Here is an 18,440-nt window from a genome sequence, read left to right as displayed (position 1 = left end):
GTTGTCAATCTCTGCGGCCTGGATGCGCGAAAAGTGCGTGCATGTCCATGTCATCCTGCATCTCGCGCGTCAAGCATCCGACAACTCGACTATGCAGGGTGAACCAGTCGAACAAACTCCGTTCGTCGACGCTGAGCGCCGCCGACAAGGGCGAGTCCCGTGCGAAGATCTGCGCTGTAACCTCGGCAAGGTGTTCGATCTTTCCGCTGAAGGTGCTCGAGTGCTCGTCCGCCGCTTCAAAGCCCCGATCGTCGGTCGGCAGATCTCGGTCGAAGTCAAAGGCTACGGAATATCCGTCACTCTCGATGCCCAGATCATGCGCTCGACCCGCATCTCCTTCGGGCAGCATGACGTGGGCCTCAAGTTTGATAATCTCACAGCCTCGCAGCGACAAGTCATCTGCGATCTCGTGCGCACGCACTCCGTCCGCTACTCAATTGTGCGCGCCATGGCTTGAGTCCAATCCAAACGCCAACTCAATCTGATGGCGCAATGAGTGCAGAGTCTCCAGGCGGTGCAGCACAAACGACCACGTGCGATCACGCGCCAGCCCATACGCCTCAGCCGATGCTCTCATATCGATAGCACGCTGTTCAATGTCCCCGATCCGAGCACCGCGTTTCTGCCTCACGCTCTCAAGCAGGGTGTGCAGCCTGAAATACGCCTCTGCACGCTCGACCGACTTCCGAGGCAATGCTTCAATCTGACGCACAATCTCCAACTTCTGTTTCCCTGCCTCTGCATCACCAACAAGCGCAGGGTCATGCCGCGCGCGATGACCCTCAGCCACGACTCTCGCCACCTCCCGCTCAGGAACCGCCTCAATGCCCAGATCCAGCCATTTCGTGGCACTAACCACCCCTGCCGGAGCGAGACCCCGCCCTCCAAGCCACAGGTCGAACCATCGCTCTGTGACCTTGTCATACACCCCGCCGCCCGTGCCGTGAATAAAAAAATCGCACCCCGCAAGTCGCATCAGCCCGGTCATCAGCAGCGCACGCGGCGACCAGTGCTCAGCGTCCACCTTCGCGCCCGCCTCGATATACACCGCCGATCGTGGCTGTTTCCACTGCGACACCCAGATTGGCAGTTCGTAGCGTCCGCCCCGGACCGAGAGTTCGCGTACACCAGCCTCCGGGTACGCTCGCGCCGCTGTGTTGTACGACTCGACGCACGACTTCGGATCTGCCACCATGCGCAGGCAAAACTCACGAAAAAGTCCGGTACCCGCGATCGCACTCGCATGAATCGCTGGCACACGCTCCAGCCCGGCATCGATCAGCAGATGCTCAGCCGCACCATGAACCTGCTCGGCCAATGTGCGCGAACTGGAGTGTCGCTCGCTCAACACCGACGTGACACGCCCAATCTCACGCGGTGTGCCAGCAGGTAGCACGCGAGCAGCGTGCAGCGGCCCGCGACTGCCCGTCGCCACACCAATCACGCCATCGAGCCGCTCAAACAACTCGACATCGCGTGCGCCCAATCGACCAGAATCATCGCGCATCGGCACACGCAGTTTCGCCGGGTCATTGTCGTCAAGATCTGCGACAAGCCACACCGCCGCTGCATGCCCGAACTGCTGCGTAGCCGCTCGTGCCGCTGCCGCGACCGAGACGTACTTCGCGACGATCCCCGCGTGCCAGAAGCCCGCCTGATGCCCGCTCATGATGATGGGTGTGCTATGCGCGATTCCAAGCTCATGCCGAAACCGCAACGATCGCTCATCGAGAGTGCCGCGCGCATGTGCCGCCACCAGCCCGCTCCACAGTCGAGGCTCCGGATCGATCAAGAGTGCGCCATCACGATCGAGGTCTGTCACGCACGATCGTATCAGCAGCGCTGGCACCCGAGCCCCGTACGGGCCACACGCGAGAGTTGACACGCCCGGCGACAGATCGCCCGGTGCAGCACTTCCTGATAATGCCCGTAGCGAATCGCAGGGTCGTCAAGTCCCCCACCAAACGATCGCTTCGCATCAGTGTAAATCAGGCGCACCGGAATCTCACCGATCCGCAGCCCTGCGGCTACCGCCTCGACCCAGAACTGCATCGGGAATGCATACCCGTCTTCTGTAAGTTCCAACTCACCAACCGCCTCGACGCGATACGCCTTGAAACCGCAGAACCCGTCCGTCAGACACAGGCCCAGTCGGTCGTTGATCTCATCGGTGATGCGAAGGTTGATCGAGCGACGATCAGCTGGCGGAACACCATCCGCATCATCGAGGCTCAGGTACCGAGACCCGCTGATCACATCGAGTTCGCCTTGCCTGGCAATCGCGATAAACCTCGGAATCGACGCCGGCTCGTGCTGCTCATCACAGTCCATCGTGATGACCCAGTCATACCCGCCTTCAGCACCGGCACGCAGCCCATCCTGCATAGCGCGGCCATACCCCGCATTCGCCTTGCGCGCAATCAACTTGAACCCCAACTCGCCTTGAATCCGTTTCAGCACTTCACCCGTGCCATCGGTCGATGCGTCGTCGATCACAAGGATGTGCTCCGCATACTGACGTACAGCTCGCAGAACACCCTCGACCGTCGAAACCTCGTTATACACCGGAATAACAATCAAAACCCGCATGCGGCTTACCTCCGCCAAAACGCCCTATTCGGACGTCGGCCCTCCGAGTGAGGAACCTCCCGCTCATAAGACGTCTCCCAACTCAGTTCTGTTCCAGATCCGACTCAGATTCTTCGCCATTGGCCGAATTTCGATTCAGGCGTTCCGAGTCCGCAAGAGATGTGAATGCCCCGAACCCGAACGGAAGCCCTTGCCCAGACCCATTTTCCTCCCCTGACGACGCAGCCGCGGCTTCCATCTGCCTGAGCAACTCCTCGCTGAGCGTGTGAAAAGCAACAATCTCGTGAATCGGAAGGGTGTAGACCTCTCCGCCCGGCGTGCGAATCTGAAACACTGAGCACTGCACATCGGCTGCGATCGAGTGATCAATCGATGTCGTCGGGACCGAACACGCAAAAACCGGGAAGACATCCGCGATAGGAATGCGTTGTCCGAGTCTTGTCACAACCGCCATCCGGCCGTCGAACATTTCCTCCAGAGGTGTCGCGCTCATGGCCGCACCGGCAGGCGTCGGCGAGAGACGCCCGGTCGCGTGCGCTGCAGCAGCCGCGAGCGAGTTGAGAATCTCGCGCATCACGTTCTGCCAGAACAACTCTCGCCGCAACGACAGCTCCTGCAGCGCCATTGTATCGACCTGCGTCTGCCCACCAGCCACCGAATGAGCGATCTTCGATCCCGAATGCTCTTTCATGGTCCACCTACTGCTTCAATGCTCAACCGCAGATCATCGATCTTCGTCCCGATCGAATCCACTTCCTTCGACCATCGCTTCGTCCGGTCGCTCAAGCTGCCCCCCACACTCTGAGACCAAGGCGGTTCAAATCTCAACAACTCAGGATAGTCCTTCATCACCTCCATCAGCACGTTCATGCCCTCCTGCGCCGCATGCAAACGCGATTGGACGCGCGATTCCTGCTCTCGCCTTCCAGGTCCGGTGGATGTACGCAACGCCTTCGTTTCAGCCTCCAATCGCACCAGAGTCGTGCGCAGTTCATCACGCAGTTTGCCTGCCAGTGTTAACGATGCGCGCAGATCGCTGCTCAACTCCGCGCGTTCGCGCTTCGTCACGCGCAGTTCGCACGCTCGAAAAATCTGCCCGCAGTATCTGCCGGCTCAGCAAGACCCAGCGCTACCACACGCTCACGCGACAGCCGCACTCGCCATGTTGATGCGTCCTCCATCCAGACAACCTGCTCTCCCACGCCCTCACGCGAGATGTTCGATTCCGCATCCACAAAGAGCGGCCCCAGCGGCGGGATCAGCACGTCCGCAAGCTGCGTCGCCAAGCCGCGCTGATTGATCAACGATTCGACCAGGTTTTCCTGTCTCCCGCGCCACCCCGAGTATCCATCTTCGCACAAATCTGGAAGTCCGGTCGAGGCGTCTCCCATGATTCCCCCGCCGCGCCCGACGAACGCTCGATCAGCTGCCAGAGCAATCATGAGCACTCCCGGAGCCGCGGGCGCACGCACGCCGAAATGCACTGCAGTCTCAATCTCGAGTTTCGCAACTGCCAGGGCAATGCGCGTAGCCTCATCAAGCCTGGCCCGCGATGCGTCGAACTCCAGCAGAACGAGCGTCTCTCGACGCGCATCGCGTCGACCGAGCCACGCGATCACTTCGTCTGTCAGTTTGCGCGAGTCAAGATCTCCCTTGACAGCAAGGTGGGCGACCTGTCCACTGCGCACACTTTGCGCACAACTCACGCGATCGCACGAAATCGTCGCAGCCAGAACTACACAAAACATGATGAAACGATTCATCGCGCCCCCTCGCGCCGTCATCCGGTAACCGCAGTCGCCTCAACGCGCGTCAGGTTCGCGCCGAAATCGCCCGGTTCAAAGAAGTGGGCGCGTGCCGTGTCGATCCGCACCCGCGCACTCTCTCCCGGCGTCAATCCACCGCGAATCGGCACCCGCGCGATCAACTGGTCATGATGAGCCGTCTTCATGCGCACGTCCATGTCATCTCCGAGAGGCTCGATCACGACCACTTCGACCTCGATCGTGTCTCCACTCAGAGGCGCGCCCCGCTCGACAAACCGCATCGCTCCGGGCCTGACCCCAAGCACGACGCGCTCGCCCACACGCGACTCGACCATTGCAGCATGATCAGGGCACAACCTCACCCGCGCCGCACGCCCCGAGTTGCCCGCTTCGACAAAATCGATCCCACCATCGCCCCGCTCTAGAGCCCCTTCGAGGAAGTTCATCGGAGGCGTGCCGATGAACGCCGCGACGAACCGATTGATCGGATTGCGGTACACCTCGAACGGGGTATCGACCTGCTGAATCACAGCGTCGGCCATGACCACAACGCGGTCGCCAAGCGTCATGGCTTCTTCCTGATCGTGTGTCACATACACCGTTGTTGTGCGCAATCTTTGATGCAGCGCTTTGAGTTCGCCACGCGTGGTCACGCGAAGTTTGGCATCGAGGTTCGACAAAGGTTCGTCGAACAGAAACGCCTGAGGCTCGCGCACAATGGCACGCCCAACCGCCACACGCTGTCTCTGCCCGCCTGAGAGCGCTCGCGGCTTGCGGTCGAGGAGGTGTTCGATCCCCAGAATCTGTGCCGCCCCGCGCACGCGACGCTCGATCTCGTCTTTGGGCACGCGGCGCAGTTTCAGCGCGAATGCCATGTTTCGATACACGCTCATGTGCGGGTAGAGTGCGTAGTTCTGAAACACCATGGCGATGTCGCGGTCCTTGGGATGCACATCGTTGACGATGCGCTGCCCAATTCGGATGGTCCCGCGTGTAATGTCTTCGAGACCTGCGATCATGCGCAGCGTTGTGCTTTTGCCGCACCCGGATGGCCCGACGAGCACGACGAACTCGCCGTCGGCGATATGGAGGCTAAAGCCCCGAACAGCGTCCACGCCCCCGTCGTACGTCTTCCAGACATTTTCAAGAATCACTTCTGCCATGTCATCCTCACTTGTGGGGACTGCGCGTCCCGTCCCTCAGCCTAGCCGATCTGGTCTGCTGCGCCAAACCGCACAGACCCACCTCGGACGCAATGGGCTGCCCGAGTCATTGGTCTCGGACCCAAGTCGCACGCCTGGGGGGCCGATAGGACGAGTGAACCACGGAGGGGTCCATGACAATGACGCAGCCAAAAGAAGCCTTCAACCAGGTGAAAGCCATTCTGGGCAAATTGGATCGGTCGATTACCGAAGCCCGCAGCCGTCGCCTGGGCGAGCCCGTCGAGAATCCTGAAGCCCCCCCGTCAGCGGTGCCAGAGGTGCCTCCGATTGCTGCGTCTGCCCCGAAAATCCCTTCACCGGCAGTCCAGCCCCCCAGCGGGTACGCTGCCCGCCGGGCCCAGTATGGACGTGCCAAACCTGTCCAGACTCGCAACGACGCGGATCCGAAGGGAACATGGCTCGCCCGGGATTGACGCTTCTTGCCCACACCGCCTCCATGGGTACAATCCGCCTGCTCGGTGCCAGGGGATTGGTGTAATGGTAGCACGACGGATTCTGATTCCGTTAGTAAAGGTTCGAGTCCTTTATCCCCTATTCCTCGATCTCCGATCGATATGGGCGGCCTCATGAAGGTTGCCATTCGTGGGCGGGACCGAGTTTGACCTCATACCCAGTCCACAACTCGAACCAGTAACTGCGAAATTTGTGCGCTCCGAATTGTTCGTAATGCGCGCGCACCTGTGCAATGACCTGTGGGTCTTCGCCAGTGAAGCCGAGCGCTTTGCGAGCGTGTCGCAAGGTTTCGGAGTCGATCGCGAGGAAGGCGTAGCGTCCGAGCAGTTGCATGATGTTGGCTGCGGCGTATGGTCCGATGCCCGGGAGGGTCTTGAGGAACGCGAAGGCTGCATCGTCGCTGGTCGCGGGATCGCTGAGCCATGCTTCGTCGATCTGTCCGGAGAGGAAGAGTCTGGCCAGATCGATGATGCGCTGGTCGCGATAGCCGACGCGGCATCGGCCTCGCAACGTGCCGGGGCGGACGCGCGCAAAGCGGGACACGGTTGGGAATGCGCCACCTTCACCGAGTACTTCGCAGAACCAGCGGTTCATGTTGACGGTGCTCGACCATGCCACGTTGCAGCTGGTGACGGTGCGGATGATGTCCTGAAAGAGCGTGGCCGATCGAAACACGCGGCCGCGACCGCTGGCCTTCCAGCGGGGATCGACAGCATGAAAGGCGGCGATGTCGGCCTGCGTCTCGTCGAGGCGCAGCATGCGCGCGATGTGTCTGCGTGCCTGCGCCTGCTCGCTGCGTGAGAGGGCGCGACCAAACGCAGCGCGGAGGCGGCCGCGTGCGCTCTGGGTGACGCGCAGCGGTGCGGGGCCGCCGTCGAGGCTGAGGATCGTGTACAGGCATGCGGCGTCGGCGTCCCAGCGGTCGGGCGCGAGGCGGACGTAGCCATAAGAGTTGGCGTCGCGCGCCAGGTCGAAGTCGGGCGGGGCAGCAATGGCGAGCGTGCTGCCCATGGCCTAGACCGCGAGCAGGCTCTGGAAGGGGAAGAGCATGGTCGAGATGTTCAGGCTCAGGCGGTCGCCGATGCGGGCGTACTGCTGGTAGTGCTCATCGATCTGTCGGGCGAGTTCTTCGATGCCCAGTCCGGCCTTGGCGGCCAACGAACCGGGCACGCTTTCGAAGCGCTCGATCATGGCCCGGTCGCATTCGGGGTGGAACTGGATCCCGACGGTCCGCATGCCGACGCGGAAGACCTGCACGCGGCACTGGGCGCTGGTCGCCAGGATCTGTGCGCCTGGCGGGGGCGAGGTGACTTCATAGCCGTGGCTCTGGAACTGGATGTGTCGCCATGGCATGCCCGCGAGCAGGGTGTCGGTCTGGCCGGGCACGGTGATGTCGATCGGCAGCATGCCCACTTCGGGCTGTTTCATCTTTGCGACGCTGCCTCCGAGGGCGGCAGCGATGAGCTGGCAGCCGAGGCAGATGCCCACGACGGGGAGGGCTGCTTCGTGAGCGCGCTTCAGGAAGGCCAGTTCGCCCGCCAGCCACGGGTGGCTTTCATCGACATTCTGCGGGCCGCCGAGGCTGATCACGCCGTGCACGTTGTCGAGATCGGGCGGGAACCATCCACTGTGCGGCTCAGGCAGATCGAGGCGGCGGATGTCGAGCACGAAGCCGTGGTCGCGCAGCGTCATGCCGAGTCGACCGGGCGTGCCGTGTGGTGAGTGTTGGAAGACGATGATGCGTGCCATGGCGGGCTGATGGTAGCGTCGTGCGAGCCCTCGTGTTCAGGGTCGTTCCATGCGGATGGTCGCGTCGTGCCCGCCGAGGTAATCGCAGGCGAAGCGGACGAGCGGCGTGCGGTCGAGGGCGAAGCGCACGAGGGCGAGGGTCTTGAATCGGCGGGCCGGGCCGGTCTGGCTGTTCCCTTCCCGGTTGGGGGCTTCGGACGACAGGAAGTTGAAGATCAGCACGCCGCCGGCGGGCAGCGCGGCGAAGGCCCGATCGAGCACGGCCTCGGCGATCTCCTGCGTGAGCGTGTTGAGCGAGCCCGAGAAGACGAAGGTGTCGATCTTCATGTCGCGTGCCAGATCCGCGAAGATGGTCTGGTTGGCCACGAAATCGTCAAAGCGGCACGAGGCGTTGTCGATGCGGCGCGCGGTGATGCGCTCGTTTCCCGCGGCGACCATGGCTTCGACCCCGTCGATGCCGATGTATCGCGCGGGCGCCAGCCCGGCGTCGAGCAGGTGTTCGAGCAGGTCCGCCCTGCCGCAGCCGAAGTCCGCCATCGCGCCCGCCTGGCTGTCGAGCATGGCCGCGATGGTCGCGAAGCGGGCGGTCTGGCTCTCGCGGCTGAGCCACAGCAGCGCCTCGAAGCGGGCGCCGACGGCGCGGGCGGCCTCGGCATACGGCTTCAGGTACGCCGGTTCGGGCGTGTCGCTCATGGTTCACACCAGCCGCATCATGGCGGCGTACTCGTCGAATCTCTGGTTCACATCACCGGTGGTGAGGCTTGCCAGGCGGTCGAGGCTGAACGACTCGATGGTGAAACTGGCCACGACGGTGCCGTGGGCCATCGCCCGCCTGACTGCGGCGAACGAACCGGGGTCCACCGCGCGTCCGGACTTGTACTCGCTGGCCAGGTTGGCCATGAGTCCGGCCGCGAAGGTGTCGCCGGCGCCGGTGGGGTCGATGACGCGCTCGGCGGGGTAGGCGGGCAAGGCGGCCAGCCCGTCTTCATGGATGAGGATCGCGCCGTGCTCTCCCTTCTTGATGACGACGAATCTCGGCCCGGCCTCGAGGATCTTGCGCCCGGCGGCGACGGGGTTGGCCAGGCCCGTGAGCAGTTCGGCCTCGTCGTAGTTGAGCACCAGCCCATCGACGTGGGCGAGCAGGACCTCGAGTTCGTCGCGCGCGATATTGATCCACAGGTCCATGGTGTCGGCGACCGCGAGCACGGGGTCGGCGAACTGGCTCAGCAGGTGGTACTGCACGCCCGGGTGGCTGTTGGCCAGGAACACGAACCCGGCTGAGCGCAGCGCGTGGGGGATTTCGGGCGGCGCATCTTCGAGCACGCCCAGTTCGGTGTAGAGCGTCTCGCGCTGATCCATGTTCTTCATGTACTTGCCGCCCCAGCGGAAGGTCCGCTGGCCGGGGCGGGTCTCGAGGCCGTCGAGGTTGACGTTGGCAAAGCCGGCCAGCGTCTGGCGCATGGCGGGTGGGAAGTCTTCGCCGACGACCGCGACGACCGACACGGGGCCGTAGATGCTGGCGGCGGCGGCGAAGTAGGCGCACGAGCCGCCGAGGATGTTCTCGCGGTGTTCTCCGCTGGGCACATAGACGGTGTCGATGCCGATGGTGCCGGTGACGACGAGGCTCATGGGGTATGCTCCAGCCGGGGTTCAGGCCCGGTTGGTAGCCTAGGTCGCTCGGACCAGCGCGGGGCCGGAGGGGGAAGCCGAAACGGCGGGCTGCTCAGTTCACCTGATTGGGGGGTTGCTCGCCCCGCAGGATCGCGGCGGCATTCGCTGCGACCATCGCTGTCATTTCCTCGCGATAGCGGGCCGCTGCCGAGCCGATGTGCGGGGTCAGCACCGTGTTGGGAGCGGTCAGCAGGTCGGGATGGATCACTGGCTCACGCTCGTAGACATCCAGCCCGGCACCCCAGAGGGCGCCGGCGTGCAGACGGGCCGCGAGCGCGGCCTCGTCGATCACCGGGCCGCGGCTGGTGTTGATCAGAATCGCCGACGGTTTCAAAAGCCCCAGGCGACGGGCGTCGATGAGGTGGTGGGTGGCAGGGGTCAGGGGTGTGTGGATGCTCACTACGTCGGCCCGGGCCAGCCCGGCGTCGAGCTCGACGCGTTCGGCGGCCAGGGGGGAGAGTTCGAACTCCCAGTGGCGGCTGCGGGCGGTGTAAAGGATGGACATGCCCCACGCGCGGGCCCGGTGGGCGACCGCAAGGCCGATGCGCCCGGCCCCGACGATGTGCAGGGTGCGGCCGGTCAGATCCTGCCCGAGCATCTCGGCCATGCCCAGCGGGCCGCGGGCCGGATACGCCGCGCTGCGGGCATAGCGGTCGGCCTCGATCAGACGCCGCGCGACGGCCAGCACCAGCGCCCACGCCAGATCGGCCGTGCCCTCGGTCACTGCGTCGGGCGTGTTCGTGACGATGACACCGGCCGAGCGGCAGGCGTCGAGGTCGATGTTGTTGACGCCGACCGCAACGTTGCACACGCCCATCAGGCCCGCACCGGCGGCCGCGAGCAGCGCGGCATCGACCCGATCGGTGTACATGGTGACGAGAATGCTCGCGCCGCGGGCAAACTCGGCCAGGGCCGCGGGCGTGGGCAGCGCCTCGCCAAGCACATCGATCGTCGCGCCGGGGACAGACAGCGTGCCGCTGAGCGTGCGCGACACCGCGATGCGGGGAGCAGGCGAGGGAGTGGATGTCATGGGAAGACCGTAGACCGGCCCGGCCCGGGGCGTGCGCGGACGCGCCGGCGGTGCGGGAAAACAAGGTGGATAGACGGACACAGCGGAGGCAAACAGCGGGAATTGTGGCGGAATATGGCACAAATCGCGCCAATCGCACAGAATTCCGGCCGAATCGACTTGCCCGGTGCCCGCTGGTGCGGTACAAGTGTGCGCGATACGTGCAATTCTGCACAGAGCAATGGAGAACTCATCAATGGCCAAGAAGACCGTAAAGAAAGCCGCCAGCAAACCAGCCCCCAAGGCGGCCAAGATCGTCGGAGCCGACAAGCCCAGAACCAAGAGCGAGATCTACGCGACCATCGCCGAGCAGGCCAACATCACCAAGAAGGACGTGGCCAGCGTGTTCGACGCCATGAGCGCGATGGTGTCGGCCGACCTCAAGAAGGGCAAAGCCGAACAGTTCACCGTGCCGGGGATGATGAAGATCACCGTGGTGCGCAAGCCCGCCACCAAGGCCCGCAAAGGCATCAACCCGTTCACGAAGGAAGAAGTGATGTTCAAGGCCAAGCCGGCCCGCAACGTCGTGAAGGTCCGCCCGATGAAGGGGCTCAAGGACATGGTTTCATAAGACGAAGACCGGGTGTCCTAAGACGCCGCGATCAGACGAAGTCCACACAGCGCCCGGGAGACTCCCCGGGCGTTGTGCATTGATGCCCGGCCCGCGCCCGGCTGTTCAGGCTGATGGCCTGCCGCACTCGGGGCACACAGCCAGCCCGGCAAGGTCGTAGCCACAGCCGCGACAGTGGCCTGCAGGGATCGGCCGCTCAAGGGCACTGCGCACGCCAATGGTCATGAGCCCCAGCCCGCTCAGGCCAATCCCCACGAAGACCCAGAATGCCAGGCTGCGGCCCGTCCAGACTCCCTCGGCCAGACCGATGGAAGCCGCAACCCCGGCAAACATGAGCACACAGCCGGGAAGGGTGAGCAGGGCCATCGCCATGCCCCGGCCACGAAAACGAATGGCGCGGCAGGCAATCGCAGCGAGCGCGACCAGCAGCGACGCACACCACCCAAGCATGAGAACGAGCGAAAGACTCACCCGGGACTCTATCCGCTGGTGCGGGAAAGAGCGGCCGATCAGACGGGACGTCGCGATCGCGGGCTGGTGTAGTGCAGCTCGAGGTAGCGTGCGACGTAGTCGACGATGGACTGGCACTCGGGGATGTCGGGGTTGCTGGTGGGGCCCATGGGTTCGAAGCGCATGCCCTTGAAGCGGGTGACGGCGTCCTCGACAGTCAGGCCGTACTGGAGGCTGATGCTGAAGGCGCGGCAGAAGGCCTGGCACATGCCGCTGAGGGCGGAACCCTCCTTGGCGACCTTGATGAAGATCTCGCCTGGGCGGTCGTCGTCGTAGAGGCCGACGGTGAGGTAGCCCTCGTAGTTGCCGACGCTGAACTTGTGGGTGATGGAGTGCCGGGTGTTTGGAAGGCTGCGGCGAGTGGCGAGCATGGGCTGGGCATCCTCCGTGACGCGCGATGGAGTCGGGTCGTGAGTCATCAGGCGACTGTAGCCTGACGCAGTGTCTGGCAAAGATATCGGGCGTCGGGGTGCGATGCGTGCAGTTTGTGGAAAAGTCCGGGGGGTTCAGGCTTCAAACGGGCGGAAAATATGGCATGGGCCTGAAAGTTGCTTATGCCACCCGGATGGTCGATAATTGGGATGGATGAGCGAACCTGGACATGACGGGTCGGGACTGACGCGGGTGTATCTGGGCGGCGTGACGCTGCTGCTGGCCCTGACGCTTTCGGTACGCGCGACGGCGGGGCTTCCTCACGGGTCGCAGTTGCGCCCGCTGATGAACCATGTTGTGGTGTGTCTGATGTCCGGCTCGGTCGTGGCTGCGAATCATCGCGAGGTTCCGGCAACCCCGGTGCAGTGCCCGACGGTTCGCCCGCTGCCAATGGTTTGCGTTGCCAGGGCGCAAGATACGGAGCATGTGCGGCTTGACGTGTCGCTGCTTGGCCCGCACCTGATGGATCTCCCGCCACCGATGTCTGCGTGAGTCGGCGTGACCTGCGCGTGCGCGGTCCGATTCGGTTTGAGCAACAACATCGTGTCGACGGTATTCAGCGGCGTGACGTTTTGTCGTGCTGCGATCGAGTGAGATCCACATTCGCCGAGAAATCGGCGCACAAGAAAGAATTCCCATGCCCAGCCAGGACATTCCCCTGATCGGTCCGATTCTGAACAAGATCTTTGGTTCGCGCAATGAACGATTCGTCAAGCGGTACACGCTGCGGGTTGAGGCGATCAACGCCCTTGAGTCGCAGATGCGGCTGCTGAGCGACGAGCAGATTCGAGCAAAGACGATCGAGTTTCGCAAGCGGTTCGATGCCGGCGAAAAAGCGGACGACCTGCTGGTCGAGGTGTACGCGGTCGCGCGCGAGGCGATGGACCGGAACGTGGGGATTCGAAGCATTTTCAACCCGGAGCATGCGTTTGATGCGTCGAGGCTTGCGCCAGAGGCCAGACGGCTGTATGACGAGACCAAGGCGGCCATCGATGCGTTGTCGCCTGCGGCGCCGGAGGGTCGGTTCCTTGGGTGCCCGCAGCCGGTGCCTGGATGGATGCAGGTGGACATTCCGGTTGCGTTGTATGAGGCTGTGCGCGAGTTGATTCCCGAGTCAAGGCCTCCGTTTCGGGCCAGGCCCTTTGATGTGCAGTTGATCGGCGGGATGGTGCTCGGGCAGGGCAAGATCGCGGAGATGAAGACGGGTGAAGGAAAGACGATCGTTGCTCCGCTGGCGACATACATGGCGAGCATTCAGCGCCAGCAGGTGCATGTGGTGACGGTCAATGACTATCTGGTGCAGCGTGACCGCGACTGGACCTTCCCGTTCTTCATGGGGCTGGGGCTGACGGTTGGTGCAATTCATCCGCAGCACACCCAGCCGGAAGAAGTGAAGCGTCAGATGTACATGTGCGACATCGTGTACGGCACGACGAGCGAGTTCGGTTTTGATTATCTGCGCGACAACATGAAGCGCAGCGTCGAGCAGCAGGTGCAGAAGAAGCGCCAGTTTGCGGTGGTTGACGAAGTGGACTCGATTCTGATCGACGAGGCTAGGACGCCACTGATCATCTCGGGTCCGGCGCACGAAGATGCGCCGCGGTATGACCTTTCGGACCGGCTTGCGCGGCATCTGGTTGAGAAGCAAAAGCCATGGCAGCAGGGCGAAGACAAGGTGCGTGCGGCCAAGGAGCGCATCAAGGGACTCGAGGGCGACATTCGCCAGACGCGCGACAAGGCGAACATTCCGACACTGCAGAAGCAGCTGGAAGAGGCCAAGGCGGCGCTGCCCGAGATGGAACGGCAGCGCGACCAGCACACGCAGTATTACGAGTTGCAGATGGATCGACGTCAGTCGCACCTGACGCACGAAGGCATTGCTGAAGCACAGCGCGTGGCGGGGATCGGTTCGTTTTATGTCGATGAGAACATGGATGTGCCGCACCTGCTCGAGCAGTCGCTGCGTGCGCACGCGGTGTATCAGCGCGACAAGGATTACATCGTGATGGACCTCCCTGATCGCATGACAGGGCGGACCGAGGCGAGCGTGGTGATCGTGGATGTGAACACGGGGCGTCCGATGATCGGGCGGCAGTGGTCGGATGGGCTGCATCAGGCGGTGGAGGCCAAGGAAGGCGTGCCGATCAAGCAGGAGACGCAGACTGTTGCATCGGTAACGATTCAGAACTTCTACAAGATGTACAAGCGACTCGCGGGCATGACGGGCACAGCCGACACTGAGGCGCAGGAGTTTCACGATATTTATGGGCTGGATGTGGTGTCGATCCCGACGAACAAGCCGATCGTGCGACGGGACTTCGACGATCTGCTGTTCCTGCGGCAGAAGGACAAGTGGGAAGCGATCGTCGACGAGATCAAGCAGTTTCATGATGCGGGGCGACCGATTCTCGTCGGTACGACCAGCGTCGAGAAGAGCGAGATGCTCGGGCAGATGCTGATGCGCAAGTACAGCATCAAGCACGAGATTCTCAACGCCAAGCAGCATGAGCGCGAGGCGAACATTGTCGAGAACGCCGGGCAACTTGGCGCGGTGATGATTGCGACGAACATGGCTGGACGCGGTACGGACATCAAGCTCGGCAGCTGCCCGCGCGAAAAACTGCTCGATCACTGGCTGCGGCGTGGAATCGCGTCGCGCGGGTTGACGGTCAACTCGACCGATGCGGAACTGCGCGAGAATATTTTCCGCAAGATCGCTGCGACCGAACTGAAGGAAGAAGGCGTCAAGAAGAAGGATGTGGAGCAGATGCCCTTCGAGGAAGTCGAAATCATGCTCCTGCGACACTGGGCACAGAAAAATACATGGGTCAGCCCAAACAAGATTGCGAGCATGTCGGCGGGAGATCTGATGGACGCACTCGACCAGGGCGGGCGGTTCCTGTTGCATCGGATCAGGTGGTTTGCGAGCATCGAGGAACTTGGCGGGTTGCATGTCATCGGCACCGAACGCCACGAGTCGCGGCGCATCGACAACCAGTTGCGCGGGCGCTCGGGGCGTCAGGGCGACAATGGCTCGAGCCGGTTCTTTGTGAGTCTCGAAGACGACCTCATGAAGATGTTCGCCGGCGAAACGACGATGCGCATGCTCAGCCGCCTGGGAATGAAGGAAGGCGATGCGATCGAGCATCCGTGGCTGAGCAAGAACGTGGAGCGAGCACAGCGAAAGGTCGAAGAACGCAACTTCCAGATTCGCAAGAACATCCTCGAGTATGACGAAGTCATGGAGCACCAGCGTCAGCGATTCTACGGGTTGCGGCAGCGAGTGCTTGAGGGGCGCGATGTCAAGGGACTGATCTTCGAGTACATCGAGGAGGCTGTGGATGATGCCATCGCGGAGTTCCTGGATACGGACTATCCGTCGCAGTGTGCTGCTGAGTTTGCGCGGCAGAAACTCGAGTTCTCGATTCAGGCCGACAAGCTGCGCGGTAAATCGCTCGATGAGATGGATTTGTTGATCCGCAAGCAGGCCAAGGAAGATGCGGCATCGATGATCGATGTGACGCTCGGCGAGTACATGCCTGTTGAAGGTTCGGAAATCGCGGTCGATTTCGATTCTGCGGGGCTTGTGAACTGGGCCAAGCGTCGATTCGATGTTGAGCTTGATGCAGCCGAACTGCGCGAGGGTGGGGCCGAAGAACGTCGGCATGTGCGCAACATGCTCGAGCGCGCAGCATTTGAGCGGATTGACGCGGCCGATCTGAGCGGGTTGGCCGAGTTCGTCGCGCCAAACTATGGTGCCGAGCGTCTGAGTGAATGGGTCAAGGCCAAGTTCGGGTTTGATACCTCGGTCGAAGAGATCGTCAAAGCCCAGCAGGACGAGAACCGCACGGCGCGCGATCCGATCATGGACAAGGCCCGCACGCTCTACCGCGAACGCGAGATCTTCTACCCGGTGGACTTCATCATGGAACTGACGATGATGTACGCGCGTCAGAGCCCTGCGGACGCCTTCCGCGAGTTGGGAATCTGGAGCCGTCGTCGCTTCGGGCTGGAACTGTCGGAAAGCGAGATCCGCTCAACTCCCCCGGCCAAGATGCGCGAGCGTCTGGTCAAGGAGTCGGAGAAGTTTGTCGATGAGGACCGACTTGGGCACGAACTCGAGGCCGCGGTCGCCATTGCAGATGATGCTGAACTTGAGGCTCACCTGCAAGAGCGTTTGGGTGCCGGCGCGACCGAGTCGATGCGCTACCTCGAAGGTGAGGAACGCGAGCAGGCGATTCGCGCGCGGGTTGAGAACCTCTTGCGCACCGAACTGCTGCACTTTGAACGCACGATCCTGATTGACACGCTGGATCAAGCGTGGCGCGAGCACCTGTACGCGATGGATCAGTTGCGCGACGGCATTTCGTTCCGCGCGTTCAGTCAGCAGGACCCACGCATCGCGTTCAAGCGCGAGGGTTCGAGGCAGTTCCTGAGCATGATGGAAACGGTGCGCGACCGTGTGACCGATTACATTTTCAAGGCCAGAATCAGCCCGGCAGCGGCGATGCGAGAACGCATGGCCAGTGCTCCGCAGCCCGCACAACCGCCACAGCGACCGACCCAACGTCCACCCGCGGCCCCGTCGCTCGGCGGCGGTGCGTTCGGCGGCGGCATCACCGGGCCGGGATTTGGTGGGCCCAGCCCAGTGTAATGGCATTGCCCGGCGGATCGGCGGATCTTGTGGGGCATCGGGGACGTATACCCTTTGCAGGATGCCGCGGGCGCGGTGTTCTCCGACTGAACGGGTCCGGTCGGGAGTCGTTGGGGTTCGCCTGCTTCGGCAGCGAGCATTCGTTGGCGTGTGCTGACCGGAAACTCACCATGCAGTCATTGAACAAGCGAGCAACCGCGTTCACTCTGATCGAACTTCTCGTCGTCATCGGCATCATCGGCATCCTGGCTGCGATTGCGGTGATTGTCGGCGGCAAGGTCGTCGAATCGGGCAAGTCGCGCGCGACTGCCGACACGATTCGGGTGCTTGACTCGGCGATGGCCGACTATGTTAATCGCCTCGGCAAGATCCCTGATCCTGTCGTGCGCATCGAGTTGACCAGCGGCTCGACGTCAAACGCTTTCGCGGTCATCGACGGTGTGTATCAGAGCGGCGGCGATCGGGTTGTCAACACGCTGGGACTCTTTCTCAAGCAGGCTGAGGGCACAGGTGGAGTTGCAGCGGCGATTGACCAGATCAATCCGAAGTTTGTCCGGTTGTACGACGCGGATGAAGGTGGCCCGATGCCTTCGCTGCGCACTGTGTTCGACGCTTGGGACCGCCCGATTCGGTATGTGCATCCGACGTGGGACGGCGAGTGGCTGCAGGGCACACGCAGTGTGGGCCAGGCTGGCGCAGGCGTGAACCTGTCCGATGCGACGGCAAGCCCGATCCGCGACGCGACGCTGCGCAGCGCTCTGGCGATAAGCACAATCCGTCGTAACTTCCTGAGTGATGCAGATCGTCAGGCCACCGCGAATCTCGTAGGCGACAGCGACGGCGGGCTGTGCCCGAGCCCGAGGCCATACTTTTACTCGGCGGGCGAAGATGGCGACCCGTCAACGACGGATGACAACGTCTACAGCGTGCAGCCTAAACGGGTGCAGAACTGAAACCAGGTGGCGACGCTGGCCTGAAACCCACCGGCTTGCGGGCCCCGGTGATTTGGGTCTGGCGACGGGCAGGGGCAACACTGGCTGACCTGGCGGCTGCGGGATATGATCCGGCCTGATTTTGACGGGGTGTAGCGCAGCTTGGTAGCGCGTCTCGTTCGGGACGAGAAGGTCGTAGGTTCGAATCCTATCACCCCGATTTCGTTTAAGTATCGCCGAATCTGGGACTTTCGGATACCCGCCAGCGTAAGGCGGAGCGGCTCAACGCAGAAATTCGCGCGGTGTACACCGCGCAACTCTGCGGGAGACGCTCCTGATGGCCCGAAACACATCGCCCAAACTGCCCAAGACACCCGCTTACCGCACCCGCGCCGGGTACAACCAGGCGATCGTCACGCTCACCGACTCGGCCACCAAACGCCGGCGCGACTACTGGCACGTCCTCCAACTGCTGTTGATTAAACCACCAGATGCTGCCTTCTGAATCGCGGCGTTTCATGCATGCAAAGTATGCTGCAACCCATGGCGACCTTGCCCAATCAACAGCGCGCGTGGGGAGTCCAGAGTGGCGTCCGATTGCCATCAGATTCCAAATGCCTCCCTTGATGTATTCTCGCTCCGAGGACGAGGCAAGGGCACTGGTCTGATCCTGGAAATGCTTGAGCAGCGACACGTCGCTAGCAGAATAGGCCTGCCTGCAACTTGCTCCCTGTGTTGCACATCGCCCTGCAAAACGGCGCAAGCAGGAGTAGAGCTGAGCGGATTCCGCTTATGACTCGTCAAGAAGGGAGCTTGCATTA

20 protein-coding genes and 2 tRNA genes are annotated in these 18,440 nt (G+C 62.6%); 8 read left to right on the top strand and 14 right to left on the bottom strand.

The genetic code is table 11. The features are described 5' to 3' along the window. The first annotated feature begins 22 nt into the window (after nt 1–22). The gene (locus KF757_11145; GenBank protein MBX3323536.1) at nt 23–457 is read left to right on the top strand and encodes a PilZ domain-containing protein; all 435 of its coding nucleotides are present in this window, start codon (nt 23–25) and stop codon (nt 455–457) included. Here KF757_11145 and KF757_11140 read toward each other — a convergent pair. The 6 genes from KF757_11140 to ugpC form a co-directional block, all read right to left on the bottom strand. Next, a complete protein-coding gene (locus tag KF757_11140; GenBank protein ID MBX3323535.1) occupies nt 434–1,822 on the bottom strand; it encodes a hypothetical protein in 1,389 nt (462 codons plus the stop codon). The two genes, KF757_11145 and KF757_11140, sit on opposite strands and share 24 nt — an antisense overlap. An 11-nt stretch (nt 1,823–1,833) precedes the next feature. Beyond that, a complete protein-coding gene (locus tag KF757_11135) occupies nt 1,834–2,589 on the bottom strand; it encodes a glycosyltransferase family 2 protein (protein MBX3323534.1) in 756 nt (251 codons plus the stop codon). A gap of 82 nt (nt 2,590–2,671) precedes the next feature. Then, nucleotides 2,672–3,280 carry a hypothetical protein gene (locus KF757_11130; protein ID MBX3323533.1) on the bottom strand — a complete coding sequence of 203 codons (609 nt, stop codon included), beginning with the start codon at nt 3,278–3,280 and terminating at the stop codon, nt 2,672–2,674. Further along, nucleotides 3,277–3,657 carry a hypothetical protein gene (locus tag KF757_11125; GenBank protein MBX3323532.1) on the bottom strand — a complete coding sequence of 127 codons (381 nt, stop codon included), beginning with the start codon at nt 3,655–3,657 and terminating at the stop codon, nt 3,277–3,279. Before KF757_11125 ends, KF757_11130 begins: the two co-directional genes overlap by 4 nt. After that, a complete protein-coding gene (locus tag KF757_11120) occupies nt 3,654–4,352 on the bottom strand; it encodes a hypothetical protein (GenBank protein MBX3323531.1) in 699 nt (232 codons plus the stop codon). The genes KF757_11125 and KF757_11120 overlap by 4 nt, the downstream gene beginning before the upstream one ends. A gap of 17 nt (nt 4,353–4,369) precedes the next feature. Then, nucleotides 4,370–5,518: a sn-glycerol-3-phosphate ABC transporter ATP-binding protein UgpC gene (ugpC, locus tag KF757_11115; GenBank protein ID MBX3323530.1), complete on the bottom strand. Its 1,149-nt coding sequence runs from the start codon at nt 5,516–5,518 to the stop codon at nt 4,370–4,372. 173 nt (nt 5,519–5,691) lie between these two features. On the opposite strand from ugpC, the gene KF757_11110 reads away from it, so the two are divergent. After that, nucleotides 5,692–5,991, top strand: a complete 300-nt coding sequence (locus KF757_11110; GenBank protein ID MBX3323529.1) for a hypothetical protein — start codon at nt 5,692–5,694, stop codon at nt 5,989–5,991. Nucleotides 5,992–6,041: 50 nt separating this feature from the next. Then, nucleotides 6,042–6,112, top strand: a tRNA-Gln gene (locus tag KF757_11105). A 30-nt stretch (nt 6,113–6,142) separates the two neighbouring features. Here the strand turns inward: KF757_11105 and KF757_11100 are convergent. The 5 genes from KF757_11100 to KF757_11080 form a co-directional block, all read right to left on the bottom strand. After that, complete coding sequence (locus KF757_11100) at nt 6,143–7,042, bottom strand: hypothetical protein (protein ID MBX3323528.1); 900 nt, start codon at nt 7,040–7,042, stop codon at nt 6,143–6,145. 3 nt (nt 7,043–7,045) lie between these two features. Further along, on the bottom strand, nt 7,046–7,780 hold the full coding sequence (locus KF757_11095; protein MBX3323527.1) for a type 1 glutamine amidotransferase: 735 nt from the start codon (nt 7,778–7,780) through the stop codon (nt 7,046–7,048). Nucleotides 7,781–7,816: 36 nt separating this feature from the next. Next, nucleotides 7,817–8,473: a class I SAM-dependent methyltransferase gene (locus tag KF757_11090; GenBank protein MBX3323526.1), complete on the bottom strand. Its 657-nt coding sequence runs from the start codon at nt 8,471–8,473 to the stop codon at nt 7,817–7,819. 3 nt (nt 8,474–8,476) lie between these two features. Beyond that, entirely contained in the window at nt 8,477–9,409 is a 933-nt protein-coding gene (locus KF757_11085) for a bifunctional hydroxymethylpyrimidine kinase/phosphomethylpyrimidine kinase (GenBank protein MBX3323525.1), read from the bottom strand. A gap of 94 nt (nt 9,410–9,503) precedes the next feature. Beyond that, nucleotides 9,504–10,481 (bottom strand): D-glycerate dehydrogenase, encoded by a 978-nt coding sequence (locus KF757_11080; GenBank protein ID MBX3323524.1) that lies wholly within the window; start codon nt 10,479–10,481, stop codon nt 9,504–9,506. 235 nt (nt 10,482–10,716) lie between these two features. On the opposite strand from KF757_11080, the gene KF757_11075 reads away from it, so the two are divergent. Then, nucleotides 10,717–11,091 (top strand): HU family DNA-binding protein, encoded by a 375-nt coding sequence (locus KF757_11075; GenBank protein ID MBX3323523.1) that lies wholly within the window; start codon nt 10,717–10,719, stop codon nt 11,089–11,091. 105 nt (nt 11,092–11,196) lie between these two features. Here the strand turns inward: KF757_11075 and KF757_11070 are convergent, their stop codons facing one another. Together KF757_11070 and KF757_11065 are read right to left on the bottom strand one after the other, a co-directional pair. Then, the gene (locus KF757_11070) at nt 11,197–11,562 is read right to left on the bottom strand and encodes a hypothetical protein (protein ID MBX3323522.1); all 366 of its coding nucleotides are present in this window, start codon (nt 11,560–11,562) and stop codon (nt 11,197–11,199) included. A 38-nt stretch (nt 11,563–11,600) separates the two neighbouring features. Continuing rightward, entirely contained in the window at nt 11,601–12,020 is a 420-nt protein-coding gene (locus KF757_11065) for a hypothetical protein (GenBank protein ID MBX3323521.1), read from the bottom strand. A 166-nt stretch (nt 12,021–12,186) separates the two neighbouring features. On the opposite strand from KF757_11065, the gene KF757_11060 reads away from it, so the two are divergent. The 4 genes from KF757_11060 (at nt 12,187) to KF757_11045 (ending at nt 17,839) form a co-directional block, all read left to right on the top strand. Continuing rightward, on the top strand, nt 12,187–12,525 hold the full coding sequence (locus KF757_11060) for a hypothetical protein (protein MBX3323520.1): 339 nt from the start codon (nt 12,187–12,189) through the stop codon (nt 12,523–12,525). Nucleotides 12,526–12,670: 145 nt separating this feature from the next. Beyond that, entirely contained in the window at nt 12,671–16,687 is a 4,017-nt protein-coding gene (secA, locus tag KF757_11055) for a preprotein translocase subunit SecA (GenBank protein MBX3323519.1), read from the top strand. A 170-nt stretch (nt 16,688–16,857) separates the two neighbouring features. Next, nucleotides 16,858–17,640 carry a prepilin-type N-terminal cleavage/methylation domain-containing protein gene (locus KF757_11050; GenBank protein ID MBX3323518.1) on the top strand — a complete coding sequence of 261 codons (783 nt, stop codon included), beginning with the start codon at nt 16,858–16,860 and terminating at the stop codon, nt 17,638–17,640. A 125-nt stretch (nt 17,641–17,765) separates the two neighbouring features. Then, nucleotides 17,766–17,839 (top strand) — tRNA-Pro (locus KF757_11045). Between the two features lie 6 nt (nt 17,840–17,845). Here KF757_11045 and KF757_11040 read toward each other — a convergent pair. Then, complete coding sequence (locus tag KF757_11040; GenBank protein ID MBX3323517.1) at nt 17,846–18,382, bottom strand: FRG domain-containing protein; 537 nt, start codon at nt 18,380–18,382, stop codon at nt 17,846–17,848. Between the last annotated feature and the right edge of the window lie 58 nt (nt 18,383–18,440).

The organism is Phycisphaeraceae bacterium, assembly GCA_019636795.1.
Taxonomy (GTDB): Bacteria; Planctomycetota; Phycisphaerae; order Phycisphaerales; family UBA1924; genus JAHBWW01.
Note: the sequence above shows the minus strand (reverse complement) of the source record. Positions and strands in the feature narration are given on the sequence as shown.